Below are 20,529 nucleotides of genomic sequence, written 5' to 3' on the forward strand. Positions count from 1 at the left end.
GCTCGACTGGAGATAAAATGAAAACGACAACTATCGTTCGCAGCTCGGTGACTGCCGCCGCTGCACTCCTCGTATTCGGGGCGCTGACTGCGTGTTCGGACTCGGGATCGACCGCTCAGTCCGGGCCGGTAGGTGACACCGAATCACTGACGGCGCTCTATGAGGGCACCGAACACCAGCCGCCGTCCGAGTCGCCCGCAGCAACAGCAGGCGCCAACGTGTGGTAGGTTTCGTGCGGGCAAGCCATTCCGGACTGCGCGGTTCCCGCGAACGCTGCAAAAGAGGCTGCGGAGAAGCTCGGAATTCGTTTCTCGATAGCCGACGGCAAGCAGGGCGTCGGCGGAGGAAACGAAGCGGCAGTTCGCACGGCTCTCGCCGCGCAGCCGACTGCCATCATCATTCACGGCATCTCCTGCAGTGAGGTCGAGGCTCCCATTCGCGAGGCACGCGAGGCGGGAGTTCACGTGATGGGCGTCGAGGCGCTCGACTGCTCGGATACCGGGGGAGACGACCTGTTCGACTTCGAGATGAACTATGCGGACACTGCTCCGACGAGTGCCGACTACTTCCGAACCTGGGGGCGTCTGAGTGCCGAGTACATCATCGCCGCGACCGACGGGAAGGCGCAGGTGGTCAACAACGTCGGAGCCGACCCGTTGCAGCAGATCCTGAACGACTCCTTCGTCGAGACCATCGGGGAATGCAGCGGCTGCGAGATCATCGACACCGTCGACTACACAACACCAGACCTTGCCCCCGAGGGTTCCTGGATCCAGCAGTTCAGGGCGACTCTGGCGAAGAACCCATCCACCACGGCTGTCTTCTTCCCGTTCGACGTTCAGATTGCGTCGGCCGGTGGCGCGCAAGCTGTCCGCGAGAGTGGGCTCAACCTCGTGACCGCAGGTGGCTCGGGACAGTCGACGGCAATCGACATGGTGCGCGACGGCTTGGTGACGGCCATCACCGGCTCGCACTCCGCAGAGTGGCTCGGATGGGCAGCGATCGACAATGTCAACCGCGCCCTCAGCGGCCAGCCGACAGTCCCACAGGGTGTCGGATTCCGCGTCGTCGACTCCACGCACAACCTCCCGGAGCAGCCGGGCAACGGCTACACGACGCCGATCGACTTCAAGTCGGCCTACGAAGCCGCGTGGCCGTCGAACAACTGAATCTCGTTGTGAGGCAGCCATAATTCGGCTCCGTGACAATGCTGGGGAAGCCTTCCCTCTGCGTTGTCACGGAGTTGTGGCTATATCCGCGAGCAGGCACGTCAGTAGCAGGAGCGGACGACCGCAGCTGCGATATTCTCCGAGTCGGTTGGGTCGCCCAGTACCGATCGGAATTCGACGTCGTCGTATTTCTGCGTGAAGTTCCTCGAGGCACCCAAGCCCACAACCACGCCGCCGCCCACAGTCTGCATCTCACGTGCCACGCGTTTCATCAGTAGTTCTGCGTCAGGCAGCGTTCCCACGACTATGTCCGGGTCACCGAGAGAACCACTCAGTTCGGTCATGATGCGTCCGATGTCGGCGTCGGACGTGATGTCTCCGCTGGCGGAGAGCGCCCAGATTCTCGCCAGCCCCAGCTGTAGAGCACGTCCTCCGGCAGTAGCGCAACTGGAAGGAAAACCACGGTGGGCAGGCAACCGATCGCGAAGGATGCGGCACCCATCATGACGACGGTGATCAGCATGACGCGCTTGCGGCCGACTCGGTCTCCGAAGTGGCCCATGACAACTGCGCCGATCGGGCGTGCGACATACCCGACCGCAAAGGTAGCGAGCGAGGCGATCAATGCCACGGTCGGATCGCCCGTAGGGAAGGACAGCACGTTGAACACCAATGCTGCAGCGGCACCGTAGATGAAGAAGTCGTAGTACTCGAGAGCGCTGCCGAGCAGTGCGGCGATGGCCGCCCGGCGAGGAGTCATCGCGGGGTGAGGCGATGTGGGTCGTGTCATGTCGGTCCATCCGGTTGTGTACGAACGGCTCTCGGACGCAGCGAGTTCACGTCTGATCGATAGGGGTAGGGCGCTGCTCTTAATCGAACGAAGGTGTCGGCCGTCATAGCCGCTGTAGGTCAAAGTTGGGAGTATGTCCCAGCTCACACCTGTTCCGATCTGGAACACTGGGCGCTCCTCGGCATCAATGTCGTCGCCCGGGATACACTGGACTATCCGAGTGCTGGTGTGTCGAAGAACCCACATGATCTGGTGCCGGTGGACAACGGCTGCGATCGTCTCGCCGATGAGCAGCGAACGCGACGAGGCAGTGCGTGCGGCATCGGTACGACCGAATCACATTGCAGTGAAATCGGACTCGGTCGACGGTGTTGTCGAGACCGACGACAGGATCGTGCTGCAGGAAGTAGGGAGTTCGCACTATCAGAACGTGCTCGACTCGCTCGGCGACCGGGTCGACGACGAGGCGCGGCGGATCCGGGACAAGCTGGCCGAGTTGGAGTCCGCGATCGAGCAGAACGACTATCGACGCGCGAACATCCGAGCCGGTTACGTCTACGTCATCAGCAATCAGGGCGCGTTCGGTCCGGACGTGGTCAAGATCGGGATGACGCGCCGCCTCGATCCCATGGATCGGGTGAAGGAGCTCAGCAGCGCATCGGTGCCGTTCCCCTTCGATGTGCACGCCCTGTATTTCTCCGACGATGCTGTCGCGCTCGAAGCCGCGTTGCATGCGGCGTTCACCGAGCGTCGCCTCAACCATGCGAATCTGCGACGAGAGTTCTTCTTCGCGACACCGTCACAGGTACGGATCGTGCTCGCGCAGCAGGTCGGGAACCTCATGGAGTAGACCGAGGAACCTGAGGCGACGCAGTACTTTCAGAGTCGGGGAAGCATCGGCATGGTGCGGCACTGCGCTCTCAATTGCCAGTCCCATGCCTCGGCGGTAGGCGGAGGCAGTAGGAGGTCTCGTGACTTCTCGGCCATGGTGGTCCTCTGCATCATGGAGCGACGGGCAATCGCTTGCGGCGGACCCGAGGATGCATGCTCAGTGCCTGGCCTCGGCCAGCTCGGAGCCGATTCCGGTTTCGGCGCGCACGAGCATCTCGGCGAACTTCTCGTCGCGATCCGTGGAGCGTCCGTCACGGCGTTCGGCCCACAGAGATCCGATGATGGCCGCAGCTGTGCCGAGCGGCATCGTGATGACGACCGGCAATTGAAGTGTCAGTGGTGCAGGTCCGCTGCCGAGCCATAGCGCTTCGGTGAACATCAAGCTGACCACCGTCGACACCAGCCCCACGGAAATACCCCATACCGCTCCGGTGCTGTTGAATCGCCGCCAGTTCAGGCACAGCAGCAGGCTCGGTAGGTGCGCGCTGCCGGCAACCATGAAGGCCATGCCCATGAAATAGGTGATGTTGGTCGAGTCGCCGATGAGCATGGTCAATGCAATCGCGAAGACGCTGAACCCGACGGTGGCGTAGCGCGCGATCCTGGCGTCCCGGGCGTCGTCGTCGCGGTCAGTGCTCCGCGTCAGGGAGGGCCACACGTCGCGGGCGAAGGTTCCCGCGGCGGAGATGACGACGCCCGCAACGACTGCGACGATGCTGGCAAAGGCAACGGCCGCGACAAGAGCCAGCGCAACGGATCCACCGAGGGTCCGGGTGCCACCGCCGAGCTCGGTGACCAGAGTCGGTGCGGCCAGATTGCCGCCGGCGCCGACGCGTTGTGCGCCGTCCGGCCCGAGGAGCGCTGCCGCACCGAATCCCATCACGATGACGATCAGGTAGAACATGCTGCACAATGCGACCGTCCAGCCGATGGACCTTCTCGCGGTGCCCGCTTCCGGAACGGTGAAGAAGCGGATGAGTATGTGCGCCATGCCTGCGGTGCCGAGCGCGAATGCGAGCGAATAGGAGACGAGGTTGAGGGCGCTGGTCTCACCGAAGATCAGTCCGGGAGACAAGATCTTCTCGCCCGCAGATGCGTTCGATGTGGCACCGGCCAACATGCCGGGAAGGCTGAAGCCGAATTTGGCCAGAATCCCCAGTGCCACGACGATGGCGAGGGTGGCCAGGATCGTCGACTTGATGACCTGGACCCACGTCGTGGCCAACATTCCGCCGACGAAGACATAGACACCCATGAGCGTTCCAGCGACCACGACCGAGAGCCCGAAAGGAATGCCGGATACCGATTGGAGCAGGACGCCGGCGGCGACGAGTTGGGCCAGAAGAACGAAGACCCCGGTGACGATGGTGCTGGACGCGACGACGATGCGCACGCGTCTGGCACCGGTCCGAAACACGAGAACATCGGCGAGCGTGAACTTTCCGACGTTGCGCATCTTCTCGGCCAACAGGAACAGCACGGGAAGGAACGAGACGACGGACGTGCACAGGATGACTGCTCCGTCGACACCCTTGTAGAAGATCAGGCCGGTTGTTCCTAGAAAGCTTCCGGCGGAGATGAATTCGCCGGCGATGGCGAACCCGTTCTGCCATCCGGTGATGGAGCGACCTGCGGCGAAGAATCCCTCGGCGCTCCGGCTGCGACGGGACACTGCGAACGTCACCCACAGAGTCAGGGAAATGACGGCGATGCATACGCCTATCGCCAGGAAATTGGGTTCGGTGGTCACGAGACGGACTCCTCGGCGTGTTGATCTGGGGCGTGCTGATCTATGGCGTGCACTGCGGCGGAGACGGCCGGGGCGATGTACGTGCGGGAAAGGCGGAGATAGGCATAAACCAAGACCCAGGTCCCGACGAACTGCGAGAACACAACCCACAGCGAGAGTGGGATCCCCACGATTTCGGTATCACCGAGCACGGCCGGAAAGTAGGCGAATGCGATGAGGAAACTCGCGAACAGTGCGACCGCGACCGTCCCGAGAACTGTGGTGACCCTGCGCCTACGCCTGCGTAGCTCGACGAACTCGGGGAGATCGAGGATGGGCAGCCATGCTCGAGTGGTCATGCGTGCACCGCCGCACGCTCGGCGGAGGGCAGTGAGAACTGGTTCTCCGCCCACCCGTTCTCGAGCGGGCCGAAGAAGTGAAATCGCACCTGCTTCACCGTGTAGAGCCATCGGCCGTCGACTTTGACCAGCGTGTCGGTGTAGCGACCCGCGGCGATCGACGGGATGCCGTCCAGAACACACGGTTGCCACAAGAACGATCGGACGGTGGCGTTGTCGCCGTCGACGTCGATCTCCATGTTGGTGATGAAATGCCAGAACGCAGTCAGCCCGGTGTCGGCGAGCCCGGCGAAGAACGTCTTCAACTCGGACTTGCCCTCGGCGCGAGAGAGTCCGTCGAATACGCCGTCTTCGCTGAACAGGGACATCAGATCATCCCAGCCTCCGTCGTCGAGGTAGCGGCAGTACCGCGCATCCAGGTGCCGGATTGCCTCGATGTCCTCCAGTCGCGCAATTCTCTGGTCGAGAGAGCTCAACGTGTGTTCCTCCTGTATGAATCCACGGCATTTAATTAACGATCGTTCATGTGATGTGGACCATAAACGATTGATCCGTGTCCCGTCAACAGAGGCTTGACCGCGCTTGCACTGTCTTTACGGCCCGCTTTAGTGTTCTTCTCATGAACACACGATCGACAGTCGGCGACGCTCGAACCGTCCGGCAGCGGATTCTCGACACCTCGGTGCAGGAGTTCTACGACTACGGCTTTCATGCCGCCACGCTGCGCAACATTGCCAAAAGTGCAGGCTGTAGCGCTGCAAACGTGTACAACCACTTCGAGAACAAGGACGAGATCCTGGTCGAGCTGCTCAGATCGGCCAGTGACGAGCAGTTCACGGCGACTCGCAATGCAATTCGCAAAGCGGACCCCACGCCGCCGTCGCAGTGGGCGGCGGCCGTGGCTGCACATGCGCTGTACACAGCGAACAACGTTCAGGCGTGTCTGGTGGCGAACACCGAACTGCGCTACCTCGACGAGGTGGATCGCAAGCGTGTGGTCGGTTCGCGGGACGCGCAGGAGCACCAATTCGTCGCCATCGCAGAAGCGGGTGTGGCCAGTGGAGACTTCGATATCGCCCTCGTGCATCAGGCGGTGACGGCGGTGCTGACGATGTGTTCGGGAATCGCCCTCTGGTTCCGAGGTGACGGTCCGCTGTCGGCGCAGGAGGTGGCCGAATCGTACGGCCGATACGGCCTGAATCTGGTCGGATACAGGCCGTCGTGAGGCCATGTCGGTTGACGGTGGGACGTTGACGGTCCGGTGGCGTACGTGCTCTACTGGGTGAACAGCCGTTAATGTGACGTGGCATTCAATGCCGACGCACCACCCTTCAGGAGTACCCATGACTCACCGGCCGTCCCAGCCGCGCACCGATTCCCCGCGGTATCTCACCGCCGACCGGATTGCCATCCGCGACCTGGCACGCGACTTCGCGATGAAGCAGGTTCTCCCTGTCGCGAACGAGCTCGACCCTGTGCAGGGCACCATCCCGGATTCGTTGAAGAAGGCGATGTCCGAAGTCGGCTTCTTCGGCATCATGATTCCCGAGGAGCACGGCGGACTCGGCCTCGGAGTGTTCGAATACTGCCTGGTCGCCGAGGAGCTGTCACGGGCATGGATGAGCGTGTCCGGACTGCTCGCCCGAGGCAACGGAATGGGAGGCGGATTCACTCCCGAGCAGGAGGCCGCGCTGCTCCCCAGGGTTGCCAGCGGCGACTACCTCGGCGCGTACGCACTGTCCGAGGCCGAGGCGGGCTCCGACGTCGCCAACATCTCCTGCCGTGCGACACGCAGCGGTGACGAATGGGTTGTCAACGGAACCAAGATGTGGTGCACCTACGCCGACGAAGCCGACTACCTCGTTCTCTTCGCACGGACAGATCCACAGAAGGACCCCGCAAAACCGCACCGCGGCATCAGTGCATTTCTGATCGACAAGGAGCGTGGAGTCCTTCCCGAGGGAATCAGTGGAACCAAGGTGCGCAAGATCGGTTATTTCGGTTGGAGCACATGGGAACTGGCATTCGACAACTTCCGGGTACCGGCGGCGAACATGCTCGGCGAGGAAGGCAAGGGCTTCTACCTCGCGGTCAGTGGACTCGAGGTCGGTCGCGCTCACACCGCCGCCCGTGCCATCGGATTGGCGCGCGCCGCCCTCGAAGATTCCATCGCCTACATGCACACCCGGCGGCAGTTCGGTCATCCGATCGCGGATTTCCAGCACCTGCGTTTCAAGATCGCTTCGATGGCTGCGGACATCGAGGCGGCCCGTCAGCTCATGTACTCGGTCGCCACCGATATCGATACGGGTCGTCGGTGCAGCCTCGAAGCGTCGATGTGCAAGCTCGTCGCGACCGAGATGGCCGAACGCGTCACCAGTGACGCCGTCCAGATACACGGCGGTGCGGGCTACACGACCGATTTTCAGGTCGAAAGACATTGGCGTGATGCACGATTGACCAAGATCTTCGAGGGAACGAGCGAGATCCAGATGCGGATCATCTCGGACGAACTTCTCGGACGGGCCTCGTCATGACCACGCAGACCCATACTGCTGTCCATGTCGGCGACAGGTCCGCGTCGGGAAGCCTTCGAGTCGGTGATCTCCTGTTGCGCAGCGGTGTCGATCCTGTTGTCTCGCAAACGATCGGAACTGCTGGGCTGGTGTTCGCGGGGCTGTCGAGTACACCTGTCTCGGGCGGTGAGCGAACCGGGATGGAGTGGAAACGCATCGATGCGGTGGAGCCTGGCGACAGCGCGCGCGTATACACCGTGGTGACACGTGTTGCGGTACTCGACCGTGGAACCGAACTCGACCGACACGTACGAGTCGTCGACTCGCTCGGCAACATTCGAGAAGAAGGCACCGAGACGTGGTCGGTACCGACCACCACAGCGATTCGCGTCGATGCAGGTACCGACTTCTGCACCGGACCGTGGGCCGACGCCCTGGTCGAATCCCTCGCTCGGGAAAGCGAATTTGCGGATTCACTGTCCACCTGGGATGGAACGATCGGGCTGAGGTGCACTGACGGTTCGTCTCGCTCGCGTGAGATTCACCTGCGCATATACCGCGGCCGGATCATCGACGTCACCCGCCGAACGCCGCACGGGGCAACGTTCGTCTTCACCGCGAGTGCCCGCGCATGGATCGACCTGGTGACGGCCGAGCGAAACGATTTCATGCGGCGGGCGATCCGCGGCGAATTCGATTCCAGCGGAGACGGTTACGAGTATCTGAGGCTGACCAAGCCGCTCGGCATCATCGTCGAGCACGCCCGGACCATCGCGAAAGGCACACGCGCATGATCGAAGCGAAGTATCTGTCCATCGATGGACCACTCGGTTTCGTAGAGATCGTGACTCCTGACAAGCCGAGCACGACAGCGCTGCCCACAGTGTTGTGTCTGCACACAGCCGGCCAGAGTGGGGTTCAGTGGCGCCACGTCGCCAGAGAGTTGGCCGAGCAGGGCTACCGCGTCGTCGTGCCCGATCTACCAGGACACGGCCGCTCCGAACCCGCACCCGGTGGGCCCGTCGACGACCTGGTCCGGTACGCGGATTGGCTCGGGACTCTACTCGATCTCCTGGAGGTCACCACGCCCTTCGTCATCGGCTGCTCGATCGGCGGAAAACTGACGCTCGAACTCGCAACCCGACCTGGCCGTCCGCTCGCCGGCGCTGTCGCGATGGAAGCCGAGGCGGCCCCTGGCCGCGTCAACGTTCACGGCCTGCGCCGGGAACTCGAGGACGTCGCCGGACCCAGCCGCTCTGACAGGACGTATCTCGGCACGCTCGCATCGATCGGCACCGACGTTGGATTCGAACGCGCGCACCTCATCGCGGCGATGCACAAGCGGGAGGACCCGCAGATCTCGTCGACGGATCTGATCGGGTGGGGAACCCACGACGTCCGGGATCGGCTGCGAGACGTGACGTGCCCGATCCACCTGGTCGCAGGAGACGAGGATCCGTGGATTGAGGTCTCCGCAGTGCAGGCGGCCGCCGACGCGATCAACACCGTGCATCCAGGACTCGCTCGGTGCACCGTATTGAAGGGAATCGGTCACTACCCGATGGAGGAGATCGACGACTTCGCGGCTCTCGCGACGGGCTGGTTGCTCGATCTCGCATCGGTGGGGGCAGCGTCATGACCACACTCGCGCAGTTCTTGGCCAGCGTCGTCGAGGCGGATCCGGATGCAGCCGCGACGGTAGACGTCGTCGACGACCGGCTCGTGACTACCTCGAGAAGGGAGCTGGCGGACCGAGTTGCCGCGCTTTCCGCGGAATTGAAGACTGTGGGGGTCACCGAAGGCGACTGCATCGCGGTGATGCTGCCCAACTGGTCCGACACCATCGTCTGGCAGTTCGCGGCAGCGTCCCTCGGAGCCCACGTCATCGGTGTCAACACCCGCTACAACACACGCGAGGTCGCTCATATCCTGGACTCCGCTGCTCCGAGCGTCGTGGCCGTGGCCGAGCGGTTTCACGGTCTCGACCTGTTCGCGACATTGTCCGCCGCGCTGACCGGGCCTGCGCCGGCAGTGGCAGTGGTCGGCGGTCCTGACGCCACGACGACCGACCCCGATCCGGTGCAGTTCGATCTGGGTGGGGGAGCCTGGAACGCGGAAAGCGGCAATACGGGTTCCGTTCGGGTTCCGGTCACTCCGGACATGGCAGCCTTGACCGTCGCCGGGATGGCACATGACCGCGGCGACCCGCTGACCGTGGCATTCACCACCTCGGGATCGACCGGCACACCCAAGCTCGCCGCGCACCGCGAGGGCGCGGTCGTCGCACACGCGCTGGCCGACGCGTCCGCGACGAACATCACGGACGGAGACGTCGTGCTGTGCGTCCTGCCGGTATCGGGTGTGTTCGGCTTCAACACCGCGATGGCAGGGTTGGCAGGGGGAGCGACGCTGTTCATGGAACCGGTGTTCGACGCATTCGCGACCCTGGCGCGGATGGAGACGTTGCGTGTCACGCACATCGTCGGCGGCGACGACCTCTACGGTCGATTGCACGACCAGTGGCAGACATCGGGAGGTGACCTGTCCTCGTTGAAGCTGCTCGGAATCGCCGACTTCCTCGGCCGCACAACCGAAATCGCAACATGGGCTCGTGATGAGTTCGGTGCAGTGACTACCGGTGTCTTCGGATCATCGGAAGTATTCTCCTTGATGCTGCTGTGGCACTCGGACGACAGCGAGAAGTTGCGGTGGACAGGTGGTGGCCGACCGGTTGCCACGGCGATCGAGGTACGCATCGCGGACCCGTTCGACGACTCGGTCCTTCGAGATGGTCAGCAGGGCGAGATCCAGGTTCGCGGACCGAATGTCGTCGACGCCTATCTCGGCAACGCAGAGGCCGCAGCCGCTGCATTCACGACGGACGGGTGGTTCCGCAGTGGGGATCTGGGTACGGCGACCGGCGACGGCGGATTCTCCTACGTCTGCAGGATGGGCGACGTGCTGAGACTGCGCGGCTTTCTCGTCGACCCTGCGGAGATCGAACAGCGGCTTGCGGAGCATCCTGCGGTGGCCCTGTCGAAGGTCGTCGGCATCACCGGCGACGGCGGATACACGCGAGCCGTTGCGTTCGTGGTGCCGATCGAGGGTTCCGAGGTGGACGCTCTAAGTCTGAAGGACTGGTGCGCTTCGGCGCTGGCGTCGTTCAAGGTGCCGTCGGCCGTGCATTTCATCGATTCCATGCCTACCACCGTCGGTGGCAACGGCACCAAGATCCGGGCAGTCGAGCTCCGTGAGTGGGCTCGGCAGTGGACCGACTACGAAAGGGATTTCCGTGCCTGATTTCCAGCCTGCGCATGCCGACGACATCGTCGTGTGCGAGCCGCTTCGCACCCCCGTCGGCCGATACGGCGGCCAGTTCAAAGACGTCGCGGCGACGGATCTCGGTGCCAGGGTGGTCTCCGAACTCCTCGCGCGCACCGGAATCGCTCCGGAGGTGATCGACGACGTCATCTTCGGCCAGTGTTATCCCAACGGGGAAGCGCCTGCCATCGGTCGCGTCGTCGCTCTCGATGCAGGCTTGCCCGTCACCGTCCCCGGCCAGCAGATCGATCGACGCTGCGGCTCCGGCCTGCAGGCCGTCCTGGACGCGGCGATGCGTATCCAGACCGGGATTGCCGAGGTTGTCATCGCCGGCGGCGCCGAGTCGATGAGCCAGGCGGAGTACTACAGCACCGACATGCGGTGGGGTGCCCGGGGGAAACCGTCGACCATGCACGATCGCCTCGGCCGCGGGCGCGTCACCGCAGGTGGCCGGAACTACCCTGTACCCGGAGGCATGCTCGAGACGGCCGAGAACCTGCGTCGCACTTACGGAATCGGCCGTGAGGAACAGGACGCGTTGGCCGTCGAGTCGCACCGTCGAGCGGTCGCTGCCATCGATTCCGGGATCTTCGCCGAGGAGATCGTTCCCGTCGACATACCCGTTCGCGGACGTGCGCCTCTGGTGGTGGACCGCGACGAGCATCCGCGTGCCGACACGACGCGAGAGTCGCTGAGCAGACTACGGCCGATAATGATCGACGCCGACCCGGATTCGACGGTCACGGCAGGCAATGCCAGCGGTCAGAACGACGGCGCCGCAGCATGTCTCGTCACCACTCGGACAGGTGCGGAGAGTCTGGGCCTACGGCCGTCCGCGCGATTGGTGACGTGGGCTGTGGCAGGGGTCGAGCCGTCGCTCATGGGAATCGGTCCGGTCCCGTCGACCGAGCAGGCACTCCAACGCGCCGGACTCACCTTGGCGGACATCGACCTGATCGAGCTGAACGAAGCGTTCGCTGCGCAGGCGCTCGCCGTTACCCGTGAATGGAAGTTCACGGATGCGGACTTCGAACGCACCAACGTCAACGGCTCCGGGATCTCGCTGGGCCACCCCGTCGGCGCGACCGGCGTCCGAATCCTCACGACACTGCTGCGGGAGATGGACCGTCGAGGCTCCCGATACGGTCTCGAAACGATGTGTATCGGTGGGGGACAGGGACTCACCGCAATCTTCGAGCGAACATCGTGACCTCCAGGCCGCTCGACGGAGTACGCGTGATCGACATGTGCACGTTCGTCGCGGGTCCGACCGCGGGACGTATGCTCGCCGAGCTCGGCGCCGAGGTCATCCGCATCGATCCGCTGCGCGGTGCCATCGATGCCGATCGTTGGCCGGTGAACGAGTCCGACACGAGCCTGTACTGGGCCGGCCTCAACCAGGCGAAGAAGTCCGTTGCCGTCGATCTTCGGAGCGACGCAGGCCGCGAGCTCGTCGCGGACCTCGTCACCGAGGCAGGCGTGTTGGTGGAGAATCTCGCGCACGCACCATGGTTGGCCAACGACGTATTGACCGAACGCCGTGCGGATCTCGTGCACCTGCACATTCAGGGAAATCCGGACGGTACTCCGGCAATCGACTACACCGTCAATGCGTGCGTGGGCCTGCCTCTCATGACAGGGCCGGTCGATTCCACGACGCCGGTCAATCATGTCCTGCCGGCGTGGGACATGATCTCCGGCGTTCACGCAGCGCTGGGAATCGTTTCGGCACTGCGGCTTCGCGACACGACGGGAGTGGGGTCGTACATGGAATTGGCATTGTCCGACGTCGCATTGTCCGCAGTCGCAGGTATGGGCTGGGTGGCCGAAGCCGAGCAGAACGGACATGGGCGGCCGCGTCAGGGCAATGCTCTGTACGGCAGCTACGGATCCGATTTCGCGACGGCGGACGGAAGATCGGTGATGGTCGTCGGCCTGACTGTCGGTCAATGGAGAGCGCTCGTCGATGCCACCGAAACTTCGGACATCTTCACTGCGCTCGAGAAGCAACGTGGTCTCGATCTGACCGTCTCCGCCGATCGATATCGAGCCCGGGATGCCATCACCGCAATCATCCGTCCGTGGTTCGAATCTCGAACTCTCGCCGAGATCGAGCACGGGCTTCAGGATAGCCGCGTCTTGTGGTCGGTCTACCGCGATCTCGCAGAGGTGGCGTCACAGGCTAGCCCGGTACTCCAACGCGTCGACCACCCAGGAGCGAACTCGATGCTCACCTCGCGTTCGGCGTTGCGGTGGCACGGCGAGTACACCGACGCCGCATCCGCGCCGCGGCACGGTGAGCACACCGCGGACGTCCTCGGCGCCATCTTGGGTCTCGACGCCGAACGGATCGAGACGCTGGTGCGCGACGGCATTGTCGGCGGCGTGTCGTGAATCGACGTAGGCGATCGGTCTTGATTGCGCCTGCGTCGAACGAACGCATGGTGGCGACAGCGCTCGTCTCGTCTGCGGACGAGGTGGTGCTGGATCTCGAGGATGCGGTAGCGCCGGATGCGAAAGCCGCGGCGCGTGATGTGTTGCGCCGAATGTTGACTACAGAGCCGGGACGTAGGACGTCGGTGCGCATCAACGGGCTGACCACACGCTGGGCAGCCGAGGATCTGGAACTCTGCGCCACACTGGGCAATCGAGTGCACAGCATCGTGGTGCCGAAAGCCGAAACCGCTCAGCAGATCGCCGAGATCAGTGGGGCGTTGGTTGCCACGGACATCGGCGTACAGGCACTGATCGAGACGCCGTCGGGCCTAGCCAATGCGCGCAGCATCGCCGGCGCGAGTGCCCGCGTCGAGTCGCTGGTGTTGGGTTACGCGGATCTGGGGGCGGCGCTGGGTCGCAGCCCCGATGCGGGGCCGGGCCTGTGGCTGACTCATCAGGATGCTGTCCTGACTGCGGCTCGTATCGCCGGCATCCAGGCCATCGACGGGCCATGGTTGGCCGTGGCGGACAGCTCCGACTTCCGGGAGTGGACGCGCCATGTCGGTGATCTCGGTTTCGATGGCAAATGGGTCATACACCCCAGCCAGATCGATTCGGTGACAACGGCATTCACACCCTCGCCCGACGCGGTTGCTCATGCTCGTCGTGTACTGGATGCACTATCGAGGGCGGAATCAGATGGGACCGGAGCGGTGCAGCTCGACGGGAAAATGCTCGACGAGGCTGTCGCAGTCGCAGCTCGGCGCGTGTTGTCGCGCCGATGAACAGTAGGGGAGGACTCGTGAACGTCACATCCACCGGCGGACCGTACTTCGACGAACTCGCGGTCGGCGACGTCTACGACCGCGCACCCGCCGTCACGCTCACCGACGGCGTGGCCGCAGTGCACCTGTCCATTCTCGGGAGCCGGTTGCGGCTTCCCCTGGATGTAAGTCTGTCGGCGCTCGTGACCGGACGGTCCACCCCGCTCGCTCATCCTGCGTTGGTGTGCGATGTTGCGATAGGGCAGTCGACGCTTGTGACACAGCACGTGATTGCCAACCTCTTCTACCGTGGCCTCCGGTTTCATCGATTTCCCCACATCGGTGACACCATCACGACGAGGACCGAAGTGGTGGCGCTGAAGGAGAACTCGGCGCGACCGGGTCGGGCACCCACGGGTCTGGTGGCACTGCGGATCACCACGATCGACCAGAACGGCAACCTCGTGCTCGATTTTCACCGGTGCGCGATGCTGCCACTGTCCGACGATCCGAACCCGAATCGGCCGCGGCACAACGACGACATGTCCGCCGTCGGAGCCTCGGAGGATTCCGCGTGGGAGATACCGTCGGACTGGGATCTCGACGCATATCGCGAGAGGACCGGTTGTGCACCGTTCGAGGTTCCGGGCGTCACCTTCCGGAGTAGCGGCGATGTGGTCTCCAATGCCCCGGAGCTTGCGCGCATCAGTATGAACATCGCTGCAGTGCACCATGATCGGCGGGAACGAGGAGATCGGCTCGTCTACGGTGGTCACACCATTGGACTGGCCCTGGCACAGGCGAACCGCATATTCCCCGACATGATCGGGATCCTGGGCTGGATTTCCTGTGATCACACGGGGCCGGTCCGAGAAGGGGATACCGTGGTCAGCGAGGTGACGGTGGACAGCGTCGACCGCGGGCCCAGGGGATCCGTGGTCCACCTGCGGTCGATCGTGCGTGCGCAGCGTGACGACGCCGACGACGTCGAGGTTCTCGACTGGCGCTTCGTGGCCCTGATGTCGTAACCCCGGCTAGTACTCGTCACGGCGGAGCGTGCGCGACGGGGAGACCCCGTACTTGCGGCGGTAGGCGGCTGCGAACCGGCCGTTGTGCATCAGGCCCCAGCGGGCGGCGACGTCGGACACCGTCGACGAGGTATCACCGCCGATCAGATCGGTATGAACGCGGGCGAGGCGCACATCGGTCAGGTATTCGATGGGCGTCATGCCGACGTATTCGCGGAACCCCTGCTGCATTCGTCGGACGCTGACGCCGACGATCTCGGCCATGTCGCCCGCAGTCCACGGCCGCGAAGGGTCCTCGTGGACCGCATCGATGACGCGCTTGACGATGCGTGGTCTGATCCCACTCGCACCCGCGTCGTCCTCCGGCATCGCGGTGAGGACCAACGCAGTGGTGAGAGCGCCCGATAGGTGCTGTGACACGTGTTCGCTGTGCAGCAGAATGCTGTCGCTCAATGCCTGGTCGGAGACCGATCGAACCAGTCGGAGCCACTCCGCGCCAGCGCCTTCGCGCAGGTCGAGCTGCCTGGGCAGACTCTGACCGGGGCGACCGAGAATTCGATCCATCTCACGTTGCAGGTAGTCGCGGTCGACCTTGAACCCGATGATCTCGCACGAGCTGGACCACTGAGTGATGACGGTCGGGGTGTCCGGCGGGCAGATCGTCGCCATCCCGGGCGTCGACGTGATCTCCTTGCCGTCCGTGACGGACACGATGCTGCCGGTCAGCGGGATATTGATGCCGTAGGCCCCTGGGTGGTCGGACTCGATCGAGACGGCCGCGCCGAAGCCGATACGGGCGAACCGAAGAGCACCCATGCTCGACGACTCCAGCACCGACCGCGCCGCGGAGTCATGCGACAACGGGTGTAATGCGTGAGGGAAGTACGCGTCGGCAACAACCTCGTGGACTTCGTCCCAATCGGTGAAGCCGGGTCCTTCGAGCTGACCTCGATCGTGCACTGAAACAAACCTCCAGCCGTGCGCTGTGTCCGCACAGAGGCGGGTTCTGACCCTAGCATCGCTTGTGATGCACGTCACTGCAAGGTCCGGTCGATCACCGTTTCGCAATCCGGCCCAACCGTTCGCGAAACGGATCGACGGGCTGTGACCGGCGTCATACGTTGTGCAGGTGCCTCCGATCGTGGAGGCAATCGCACGATTCGCGCCGGAAAGGCGGTCACCACAATGGACCAGCGCACTCTGCGTAACATCTTCGGGCAGTTCGCCAGTGGCGTCACAGTCATCACCTGCTCGAACGGCGACGGGGATCCACATGGAGCGACGGTCACCGCGTTCACCGCCGTGTCGATCGAACCGCGCCTCTGCCAGGTGACGATGACTCGAAAGTCCAAGGCGTGCAGCTATTTGAGCGACACACCGTTCGCAGTCAACATCCTCGCTGCCGATCAACTCGACACAGCGATGCACTTCGCGGGCAAACCCCAACGCACCGAACCGAGTTGGAACCACGACGGCCTCGCGCCTGCGCTGGTGGGTAACGCGGCGACCCTGATCTGCGCGCCGTGGGCGTCGTACGACGGCGGGGATCACGTCATCTTCATCGGTGAGATCGTCGATGCGCATGTCGATGCCACCTCAGAGCCACTACTGTTCTATCGCAGCACTTTTCACGATCTCGGAGTCGCATCGGGGACCACTGCCTGGAACGGCTGCCTCGACGACCCCAACAGCGGCTGGTTCGACGCCGCCACCTCGTTCACACCGCTTCGTCAGCCCCTCGTCGAAGTTGCCTCCTGAAAATCCGTCCGAAAGGAACACGATGACCATCACCGAGACGGACGTCGACCGCACCAAGGTCAACGTCGCCGCAGACTGTGACGCCAACAAGACCGAGCACTTCGCGACAAAGCCGATGACCGGCGACGAGTACATCGAATCGCTGCGAGACGACCGTGAGGTATACCTGCACGGTGAACGGGTCAAGGACGTCACCACGCACCCCGCGTTCCGGAACCCGATCCGGATGACGGCCCGACTGTACGACGCGATGCACACCGGCGAGCACGTCGATGCTCTGACGACGCCGACCGACACCGGTAGCGGGGGTGTGACGATGCCGTTCTTCCGGGCGCCGAAGAACTCGGACGACCTGCTGAAGGACCGTGACGCGATTGCCACATGGGCTCGCATGACCTACGGCTGGATGGGCCGTTCACCCGACTACAAGGCATCCTTCCTCGGCACCCTGCACGCCAACAAGGAGTTGTACTCGCCCTTCCAGGACAACGCCGAACGGTGGTACAAGGAGTCGCAGGAGAAGGTCCTGTACTGGAACCACGCGATCATCAATCCTCCGGTCGACCGCCAGCTCCCCCCGGACGAGGTCGGTGACGTCTTCATGAAGGTGGAGAAAGAGACCGATGCAGGGTTGATCGTCTCGGGTGCGAAGGTCGTCGCGACGGGGTCGGCGATCACGAACTACAACTTCATCGCTCACTACGGTCTGCCCATCAAGAAGAAGCAGTTCGCTCTGATCTGCACCGTCCCGATGGACGCCCCGGGCGTCAAGCTGATCTGCCGCACGTCGTACACACAGCAGGCCGCGGTGATGGGCAGTCCGTTCGACTACCCGTTGTCGTCGAGAATGGACGAGAACGACACCATCTTCATCTTCGACAAGGTTCTCGTGCCCTGGGAGAACGTCTTCATGTACGGCGACGTCGAGAAGATCAATGCGTTCTTCCCGCAGTCCGGATTCCTGCCCCGATTCACTCTCCAGGGATGCACGCGGCTCGCAGTCAAGCTCGACTTCATCGCCGGTTTGTTGATGAAAGCTCTCGATGCCACCGGCGCAGGCGGATTCCGAGGTGTGCAAACCCGTGTCGGCGAGGTCATCGGATGGCGAAACCTGTTCTGGTCGCTCACCGAATCGATGGTCCGCGACCCAGAGCCCTGGGTGGGCGACACCGTCATCCCCAAACTGGAGTACGGCCTGACCTACCGCATGTTCATGCAGCAGGGCTACCCGCGCATCAAGGAGATCATCGAACAAGACGTCGCATCCGGACTGATCTATCTGCCGTCCTCGTCGGCAGACTTCAAGAGCGCGCAGGTCCGACCGTACCTCGACAAGTACGTCCGAGGTTCCGAGGGCATGCCAGCGGTCGACCGCGTGAAAATCATGAAGGCGCTGTGGGATTCGATCGGCAGCGAGTTCGGTGGTCGTCACGAACTGTACGAACGCAACTACGCGGGAAACCACGAAGGCGTAAAGGCGGAACTGCTGATGTTCGCCGAGAACCGCGGAACCGTCAGCTCCATGAAGGGCCTCGCAGAGCAGTGCCTGGCCGAATACGACCTGGACGGCTGGACAGTGCCGGACCTGATCGGCAACGACGACGTCTCGTACTTCGGTCGCGGATAGAACAGGAGCACATCATGACCACTATCGAGAACCCCACTGCAGCAGGCTCCGGGACTGCCGCGACCGACAAGTTCAAGGGTGCGAAGTTCACCGCGGAGACGACTCCAGAACGGTTGTCCGCCATTGCAACCGAGGCGTTCGCTGGATTCTCCGCGCTGATCCAGAAGCATGCGATCACCTATCCCGAGTATCGCGTGCTCAAACAATGGCTCATCGACGTCGGTGAGGGTGGTGAATGGCCGTTGCTACTGGACGTTTTCGTCGAGCACGACATCGAAGAAGTCAACTCTCGCCAGCTCGAGGGAACGAAGGGAAGCATCGAAGGTCCCTACTACGTGCCCGGTGCGCCTGTCCTTCCCGCGCGGTGCACGTTGCCGATGCGCGACGAGGATCGTGCGCACCCTGCTCTGGTTCTGCGTGGGCAGGTGACCGATCTTCGGTCGAACGGTCTCGGCGGCGCCGTCATCGAGCTGTGGCACGCGGACGACGAGGGGTTCTACTCGCAGTTCGCACCACATCTGCCGGAGTGGAACCTGCGAGGAACCGTCGTCACGGATTCCGACGGACGGTACGAGATCACCACGATTCAGCCTGCGCCGTACCAGATTCCGACCGACGGCCCGACCGGGCAGTTCATCGAAGCTGCAGGGTGGCATCCGTGGCGACCGGCGCACCTGCATCTTCGCGTGACGTTCCCGGACAAGCAGCCGATCATCACACAGCTGTACTTCGCCGGCGGTGAGTGGATCGACGACGACGTCGCATCTGCCACCAAGCCGGAACTGCTTCTCGATCCGCAGCTCGACGAGCAAGGCCGGAAGGTCGTCGACTACGACTTCAAGCTGGACCCGGCACTGTACTGAACACCGTTGCTGCCCGGGTGAAAGGACTTCACCCGGGCAGTACCCGTCAGGACATGAGGACAGAACATGGATACAGACACAACCCACATCGACTTCGTTGCACTGCTCGACGGGGATCCGTATCCCTTCGACTCAGGTCGCGTCGATGTCGGACGGGTGCTGGGCGAGCGGGGTCACCTCGATCGTCATGTACGGGAACAACGGTAGGTTCCAGAGGATCTCGTGGAGTCGTGCGTTGTCTCGGACGTCGAAGATGCTCAGATTCGAGTACTGCCCGACGAGTCGCCAGATGTTGACCCACTCACCCCCGCGTTGGAGCTCCTGTGAGTACGCCTTCTCCTTCGCGAGGGTATCGGTGCGCACGTCCGCATCGAGATCGAGGGGGAGTGCGACGTCCATCTTCACGGCGTACAGCATGTACCTTTCCTCTCAGTTCTTGTCTAGAACGAAGTTGTACACGACTTGCTGGCCGTTCGGGGCGTCCTGCGGGTCGAGGATGAGCTCGGGCTTGACAGCGTCGGCGACATCGTCGTCGTTGTGGGCGTCACCGGGGAAGTAGAGCTGCGTGGTGATCTGCTGGTGTCCTGCTGCGCCGACCTTGAGGTGCAGGTGTGCCGGACGCCACGGATGCCATCCGGCGGCGGAGATGAGCTTGCCGCAGGCTCCGTCGGTGGGGATCTGGTACGGGGCAGGCTTCAGCGTGTGGATCTGGAAGCGGCCTTCGTCGTCGGCGGTCACGCTGCCGCGCAGGTTCCATTCCGGGATGCCGGGTGCGAACTGTGAGTAGAAGCCGTCGGCGTCGGCGTGCCAGATCTCGACGAGTGCACCGGGGATCGAGTTTCCGGAGACATCGGTGACCTGTCCCTGGAACAACAGCGGCGTGCCGTGCTCACCCTCACGGGTGGGAAGCGTTGCTTCCGAACCGAGTTCGGGTGCATCCGGCACGTAGTACGGGCCTTCGATGGTGCCCTTGCTGCCTTTGCGGGTGTCGCTCGCGACTTCCTCGACGACGTGCTCGACCCACACATCCAGGAACAGCGGCCATTCACCGTCCTGGCCGACGTTGATCAGCCAGGCTTTGAGGGCGTTGTACTCGTCGTACGTGACATCGTGGTCGCGGATGGTCTTGTGGACCGCCGAAAGCACTTCGCGTGCAAGCAGGCTCACGCGTTCGGGCGGGGTGGACGCGGCGAACGACTTGTCCGAGGAAAAGCGCTGGGTTGCGTTCGCTCCCGATGCGGCAGCGGTGGCGGCTTCTGGTGCATGATCGAGGCTCAT

The 20,529-nt window shown here is 63.4% G+C and carries 23 protein-coding genes; 15 read left to right on the top strand and 8 right to left on the bottom strand.

What is annotated here, in order from left to right; genetic code table 11:
- Positions 1–17 precede the first annotated feature (17 nt).
- Together RY1_RS00210 and RY1_RS00215 are read left to right on the top strand one after the other, a co-directional pair.
- Entirely contained in the window at positions 18–227 is a 210-nt protein-coding gene (locus tag RY1_RS00210; protein WP_072801525.1) for a hypothetical protein, read from the top strand.
- Between the two features lie 18 nt (positions 228–245).
- Positions 246–1,169 (top strand): sugar ABC transporter substrate-binding protein, encoded by a 924-nt coding sequence (locus RY1_RS00215; protein ID WP_084727046.1) that lies wholly within the window; start codon positions 246–248, stop codon positions 1,167–1,169.
- Between the two features lie 101 nt (positions 1,170–1,270).
- On the opposite strand, the gene RY1_RS00220 is transcribed toward RY1_RS00215, so the two are convergent.
- Complete coding sequence (locus RY1_RS00220) at positions 1,271–1,513, bottom strand: hypothetical protein (protein WP_072801527.1); 243 nt, start codon at positions 1,511–1,513, stop codon at positions 1,271–1,273.
- Positions 1,510–1,959, bottom strand: coding sequence for an MFS transporter (locus RY1_RS00225; RefSeq protein WP_371829429.1), 450 nt, complete (start codon positions 1,957–1,959; stop codon positions 1,510–1,512). Before RY1_RS00225 ends, RY1_RS00220 begins: the two co-directional genes overlap by 4 nt.
- A gap of 286 nt (positions 1,960–2,245) precedes the next feature.
- Between RY1_RS00225 and RY1_RS00230 the strand changes: the two genes are divergently transcribed.
- Complete coding sequence (locus RY1_RS00230; protein WP_245819443.1) at positions 2,246–2,809, top strand: GIY-YIG nuclease family protein; 564 nt, start codon at positions 2,246–2,248, stop codon at positions 2,807–2,809.
- Positions 2,810–3,007: 198 nt separating this feature from the next.
- On the opposite strand, the gene RY1_RS00235 is transcribed toward RY1_RS00230, so the two are convergent.
- The 3 genes from RY1_RS00235 to RY1_RS00245 are packed head-to-tail and all read right to left on the bottom strand — an operon-like array spanning position 3,008 to position 5,414.
- Positions 3,008–4,600, bottom strand: coding sequence for a solute symporter family protein (locus RY1_RS00235; RefSeq protein ID WP_072801529.1), 1,593 nt, complete (start codon positions 4,598–4,600; stop codon positions 3,008–3,010).
- Positions 4,597–4,938, bottom strand: coding sequence for a DUF485 domain-containing protein (locus RY1_RS00240; protein ID WP_072801530.1), 342 nt, complete (start codon positions 4,936–4,938; stop codon positions 4,597–4,599). Before RY1_RS00240 ends, RY1_RS00235 begins: the two co-directional genes overlap by 4 nt.
- A complete protein-coding gene (locus RY1_RS00245; RefSeq protein WP_072801531.1) occupies positions 4,935–5,414 on the bottom strand; it encodes a nuclear transport factor 2 family protein in 480 nt (159 codons plus the stop codon). The genes RY1_RS00240 and RY1_RS00245 overlap by 4 nt, the downstream gene beginning before the upstream one ends.
- Positions 5,415–5,557: 143 nt before the next feature.
- On the opposite strand from RY1_RS00245, the gene RY1_RS00250 reads away from it, so the two are divergent.
- The 9 genes from RY1_RS00250 (at position 5,558) to RY1_RS00290 (ending at position 15,003) form a co-directional block, all read left to right on the top strand.
- Positions 5,558–6,163, top strand: coding sequence for a TetR/AcrR family transcriptional regulator (locus RY1_RS00250; protein WP_072801532.1), 606 nt, complete (start codon positions 5,558–5,560; stop codon positions 6,161–6,163).
- 118 nt (positions 6,164–6,281) lie between these two features.
- Entirely contained in the window at positions 6,282–7,475 is a 1,194-nt protein-coding gene (locus RY1_RS00255) for an acyl-CoA dehydrogenase family protein (RefSeq protein WP_072801533.1), read from the top strand.
- Entirely contained in the window at positions 7,472–8,248 is a 777-nt protein-coding gene (locus RY1_RS00260) for a hypothetical protein (protein WP_072801534.1), read from the top strand. The genes RY1_RS00255 and RY1_RS00260 overlap by 4 nt, the downstream gene beginning before the upstream one ends.
- A complete protein-coding gene (locus RY1_RS00265) occupies positions 8,245–9,093 on the top strand; it encodes an alpha/beta fold hydrolase (protein WP_072801535.1) in 849 nt (282 codons plus the stop codon). Before RY1_RS00260 ends, RY1_RS00265 begins: the two co-directional genes overlap by 4 nt.
- On the top strand, positions 9,090–10,754 hold the full coding sequence (locus RY1_RS00270; protein ID WP_072801536.1) for an AMP-binding protein: 1,665 nt from the start codon (positions 9,090–9,092) through the stop codon (positions 10,752–10,754). The genes RY1_RS00265 and RY1_RS00270 overlap by 4 nt, the downstream gene beginning before the upstream one ends.
- A complete protein-coding gene (locus tag RY1_RS00275) occupies positions 10,747–11,985 on the top strand; it encodes an acetyl-CoA C-acetyltransferase (RefSeq protein WP_072801537.1) in 1,239 nt (412 codons plus the stop codon). Before RY1_RS00270 ends, RY1_RS00275 begins: the two co-directional genes overlap by 8 nt.
- The gene (locus RY1_RS00280) at positions 11,982–13,169 is read left to right on the top strand and encodes a CoA transferase (protein WP_072801538.1); all 1,188 of its coding nucleotides are present in this window, start codon (positions 11,982–11,984) and stop codon (positions 13,167–13,169) included. The genes RY1_RS00275 and RY1_RS00280 overlap by 4 nt, the downstream gene beginning before the upstream one ends.
- Positions 13,166–13,996 carry an HpcH/HpaI aldolase/citrate lyase family protein gene (locus RY1_RS00285; protein ID WP_072801539.1) on the top strand — a complete coding sequence of 277 codons (831 nt, stop codon included), beginning with the start codon at positions 13,166–13,168 and terminating at the stop codon, positions 13,994–13,996. Before RY1_RS00280 ends, RY1_RS00285 begins: the two co-directional genes overlap by 4 nt.
- 17 nt (positions 13,997–14,013) lie before the next feature.
- Positions 14,014–15,003 carry a MaoC family dehydratase gene (locus tag RY1_RS00290; RefSeq protein ID WP_174565296.1) on the top strand — a complete coding sequence of 330 codons (990 nt, stop codon included), beginning with the start codon at positions 14,014–14,016 and terminating at the stop codon, positions 15,001–15,003.
- 6 nt (positions 15,004–15,009) lie between these two features.
- Here RY1_RS00290 and RY1_RS00295 read toward each other — a convergent pair whose 3' ends face one another.
- Entirely contained in the window at positions 15,010–15,963 is a 954-nt protein-coding gene (locus tag RY1_RS00295; RefSeq protein ID WP_072801541.1) for an AraC family transcriptional regulator, read from the bottom strand.
- Positions 15,964–16,188: 225 nt separating this feature from the next.
- On the opposite strand from RY1_RS00295, the gene RY1_RS00300 reads away from it, so the two are divergent.
- Genes RY1_RS00300 through catA (RY1_RS00310) form a run of 3 tightly spaced genes read left to right on the top strand, consistent with a single transcriptional unit; the run spans position 16,189 to position 19,251 of the window.
- Positions 16,189–16,761, top strand: a complete 573-nt coding sequence (locus tag RY1_RS00300; RefSeq protein ID WP_072802193.1) for a flavin reductase family protein — start codon at positions 16,189–16,191, stop codon at positions 16,759–16,761.
- A 22-nt stretch (positions 16,762–16,783) separates the two neighbouring features.
- A complete protein-coding gene (locus RY1_RS00305) occupies positions 16,784–18,388 on the top strand; it encodes a 4-hydroxyphenylacetate 3-hydroxylase family protein (protein ID WP_072801542.1) in 1,605 nt (534 codons plus the stop codon).
- Between the two features lie 14 nt (positions 18,389–18,402).
- Entirely contained in the window at positions 18,403–19,251 is an 849-nt protein-coding gene (catA, locus tag RY1_RS00310) for a catechol 1,2-dioxygenase (protein WP_072801543.1), read from the top strand.
- Positions 19,252–19,383: 132 nt separating this feature from the next.
- Here catA (RY1_RS00310) and catC read toward each other — a convergent pair whose 3' ends face one another.
- Both catC and catA (RY1_RS00320) read right to left on the bottom strand, forming a co-directional pair.
- Positions 19,384–19,668 carry a muconolactone Delta-isomerase gene (catC, locus tag RY1_RS00315; RefSeq protein ID WP_072801544.1) on the bottom strand — a complete coding sequence of 95 codons (285 nt, stop codon included), beginning with the start codon at positions 19,666–19,668 and terminating at the stop codon, positions 19,384–19,386.
- 12 nt (positions 19,669–19,680) lie between these two features.
- Positions 19,681–20,529, bottom strand: a complete 849-nt coding sequence (gene catA / locus RY1_RS00320; RefSeq protein ID WP_072801545.1) for a catechol 1,2-dioxygenase — start codon at positions 20,527–20,529, stop codon at positions 19,681–19,683.

This window comes from Rhodococcus yunnanensis NBRC 103083, assembly GCF_001895005.1.
In the GTDB taxonomy this organism is placed as follows: Bacteria; Actinomycetota; Actinomycetes; order Mycobacteriales; family Mycobacteriaceae; genus Rhodococcoides; species Rhodococcoides yunnanense.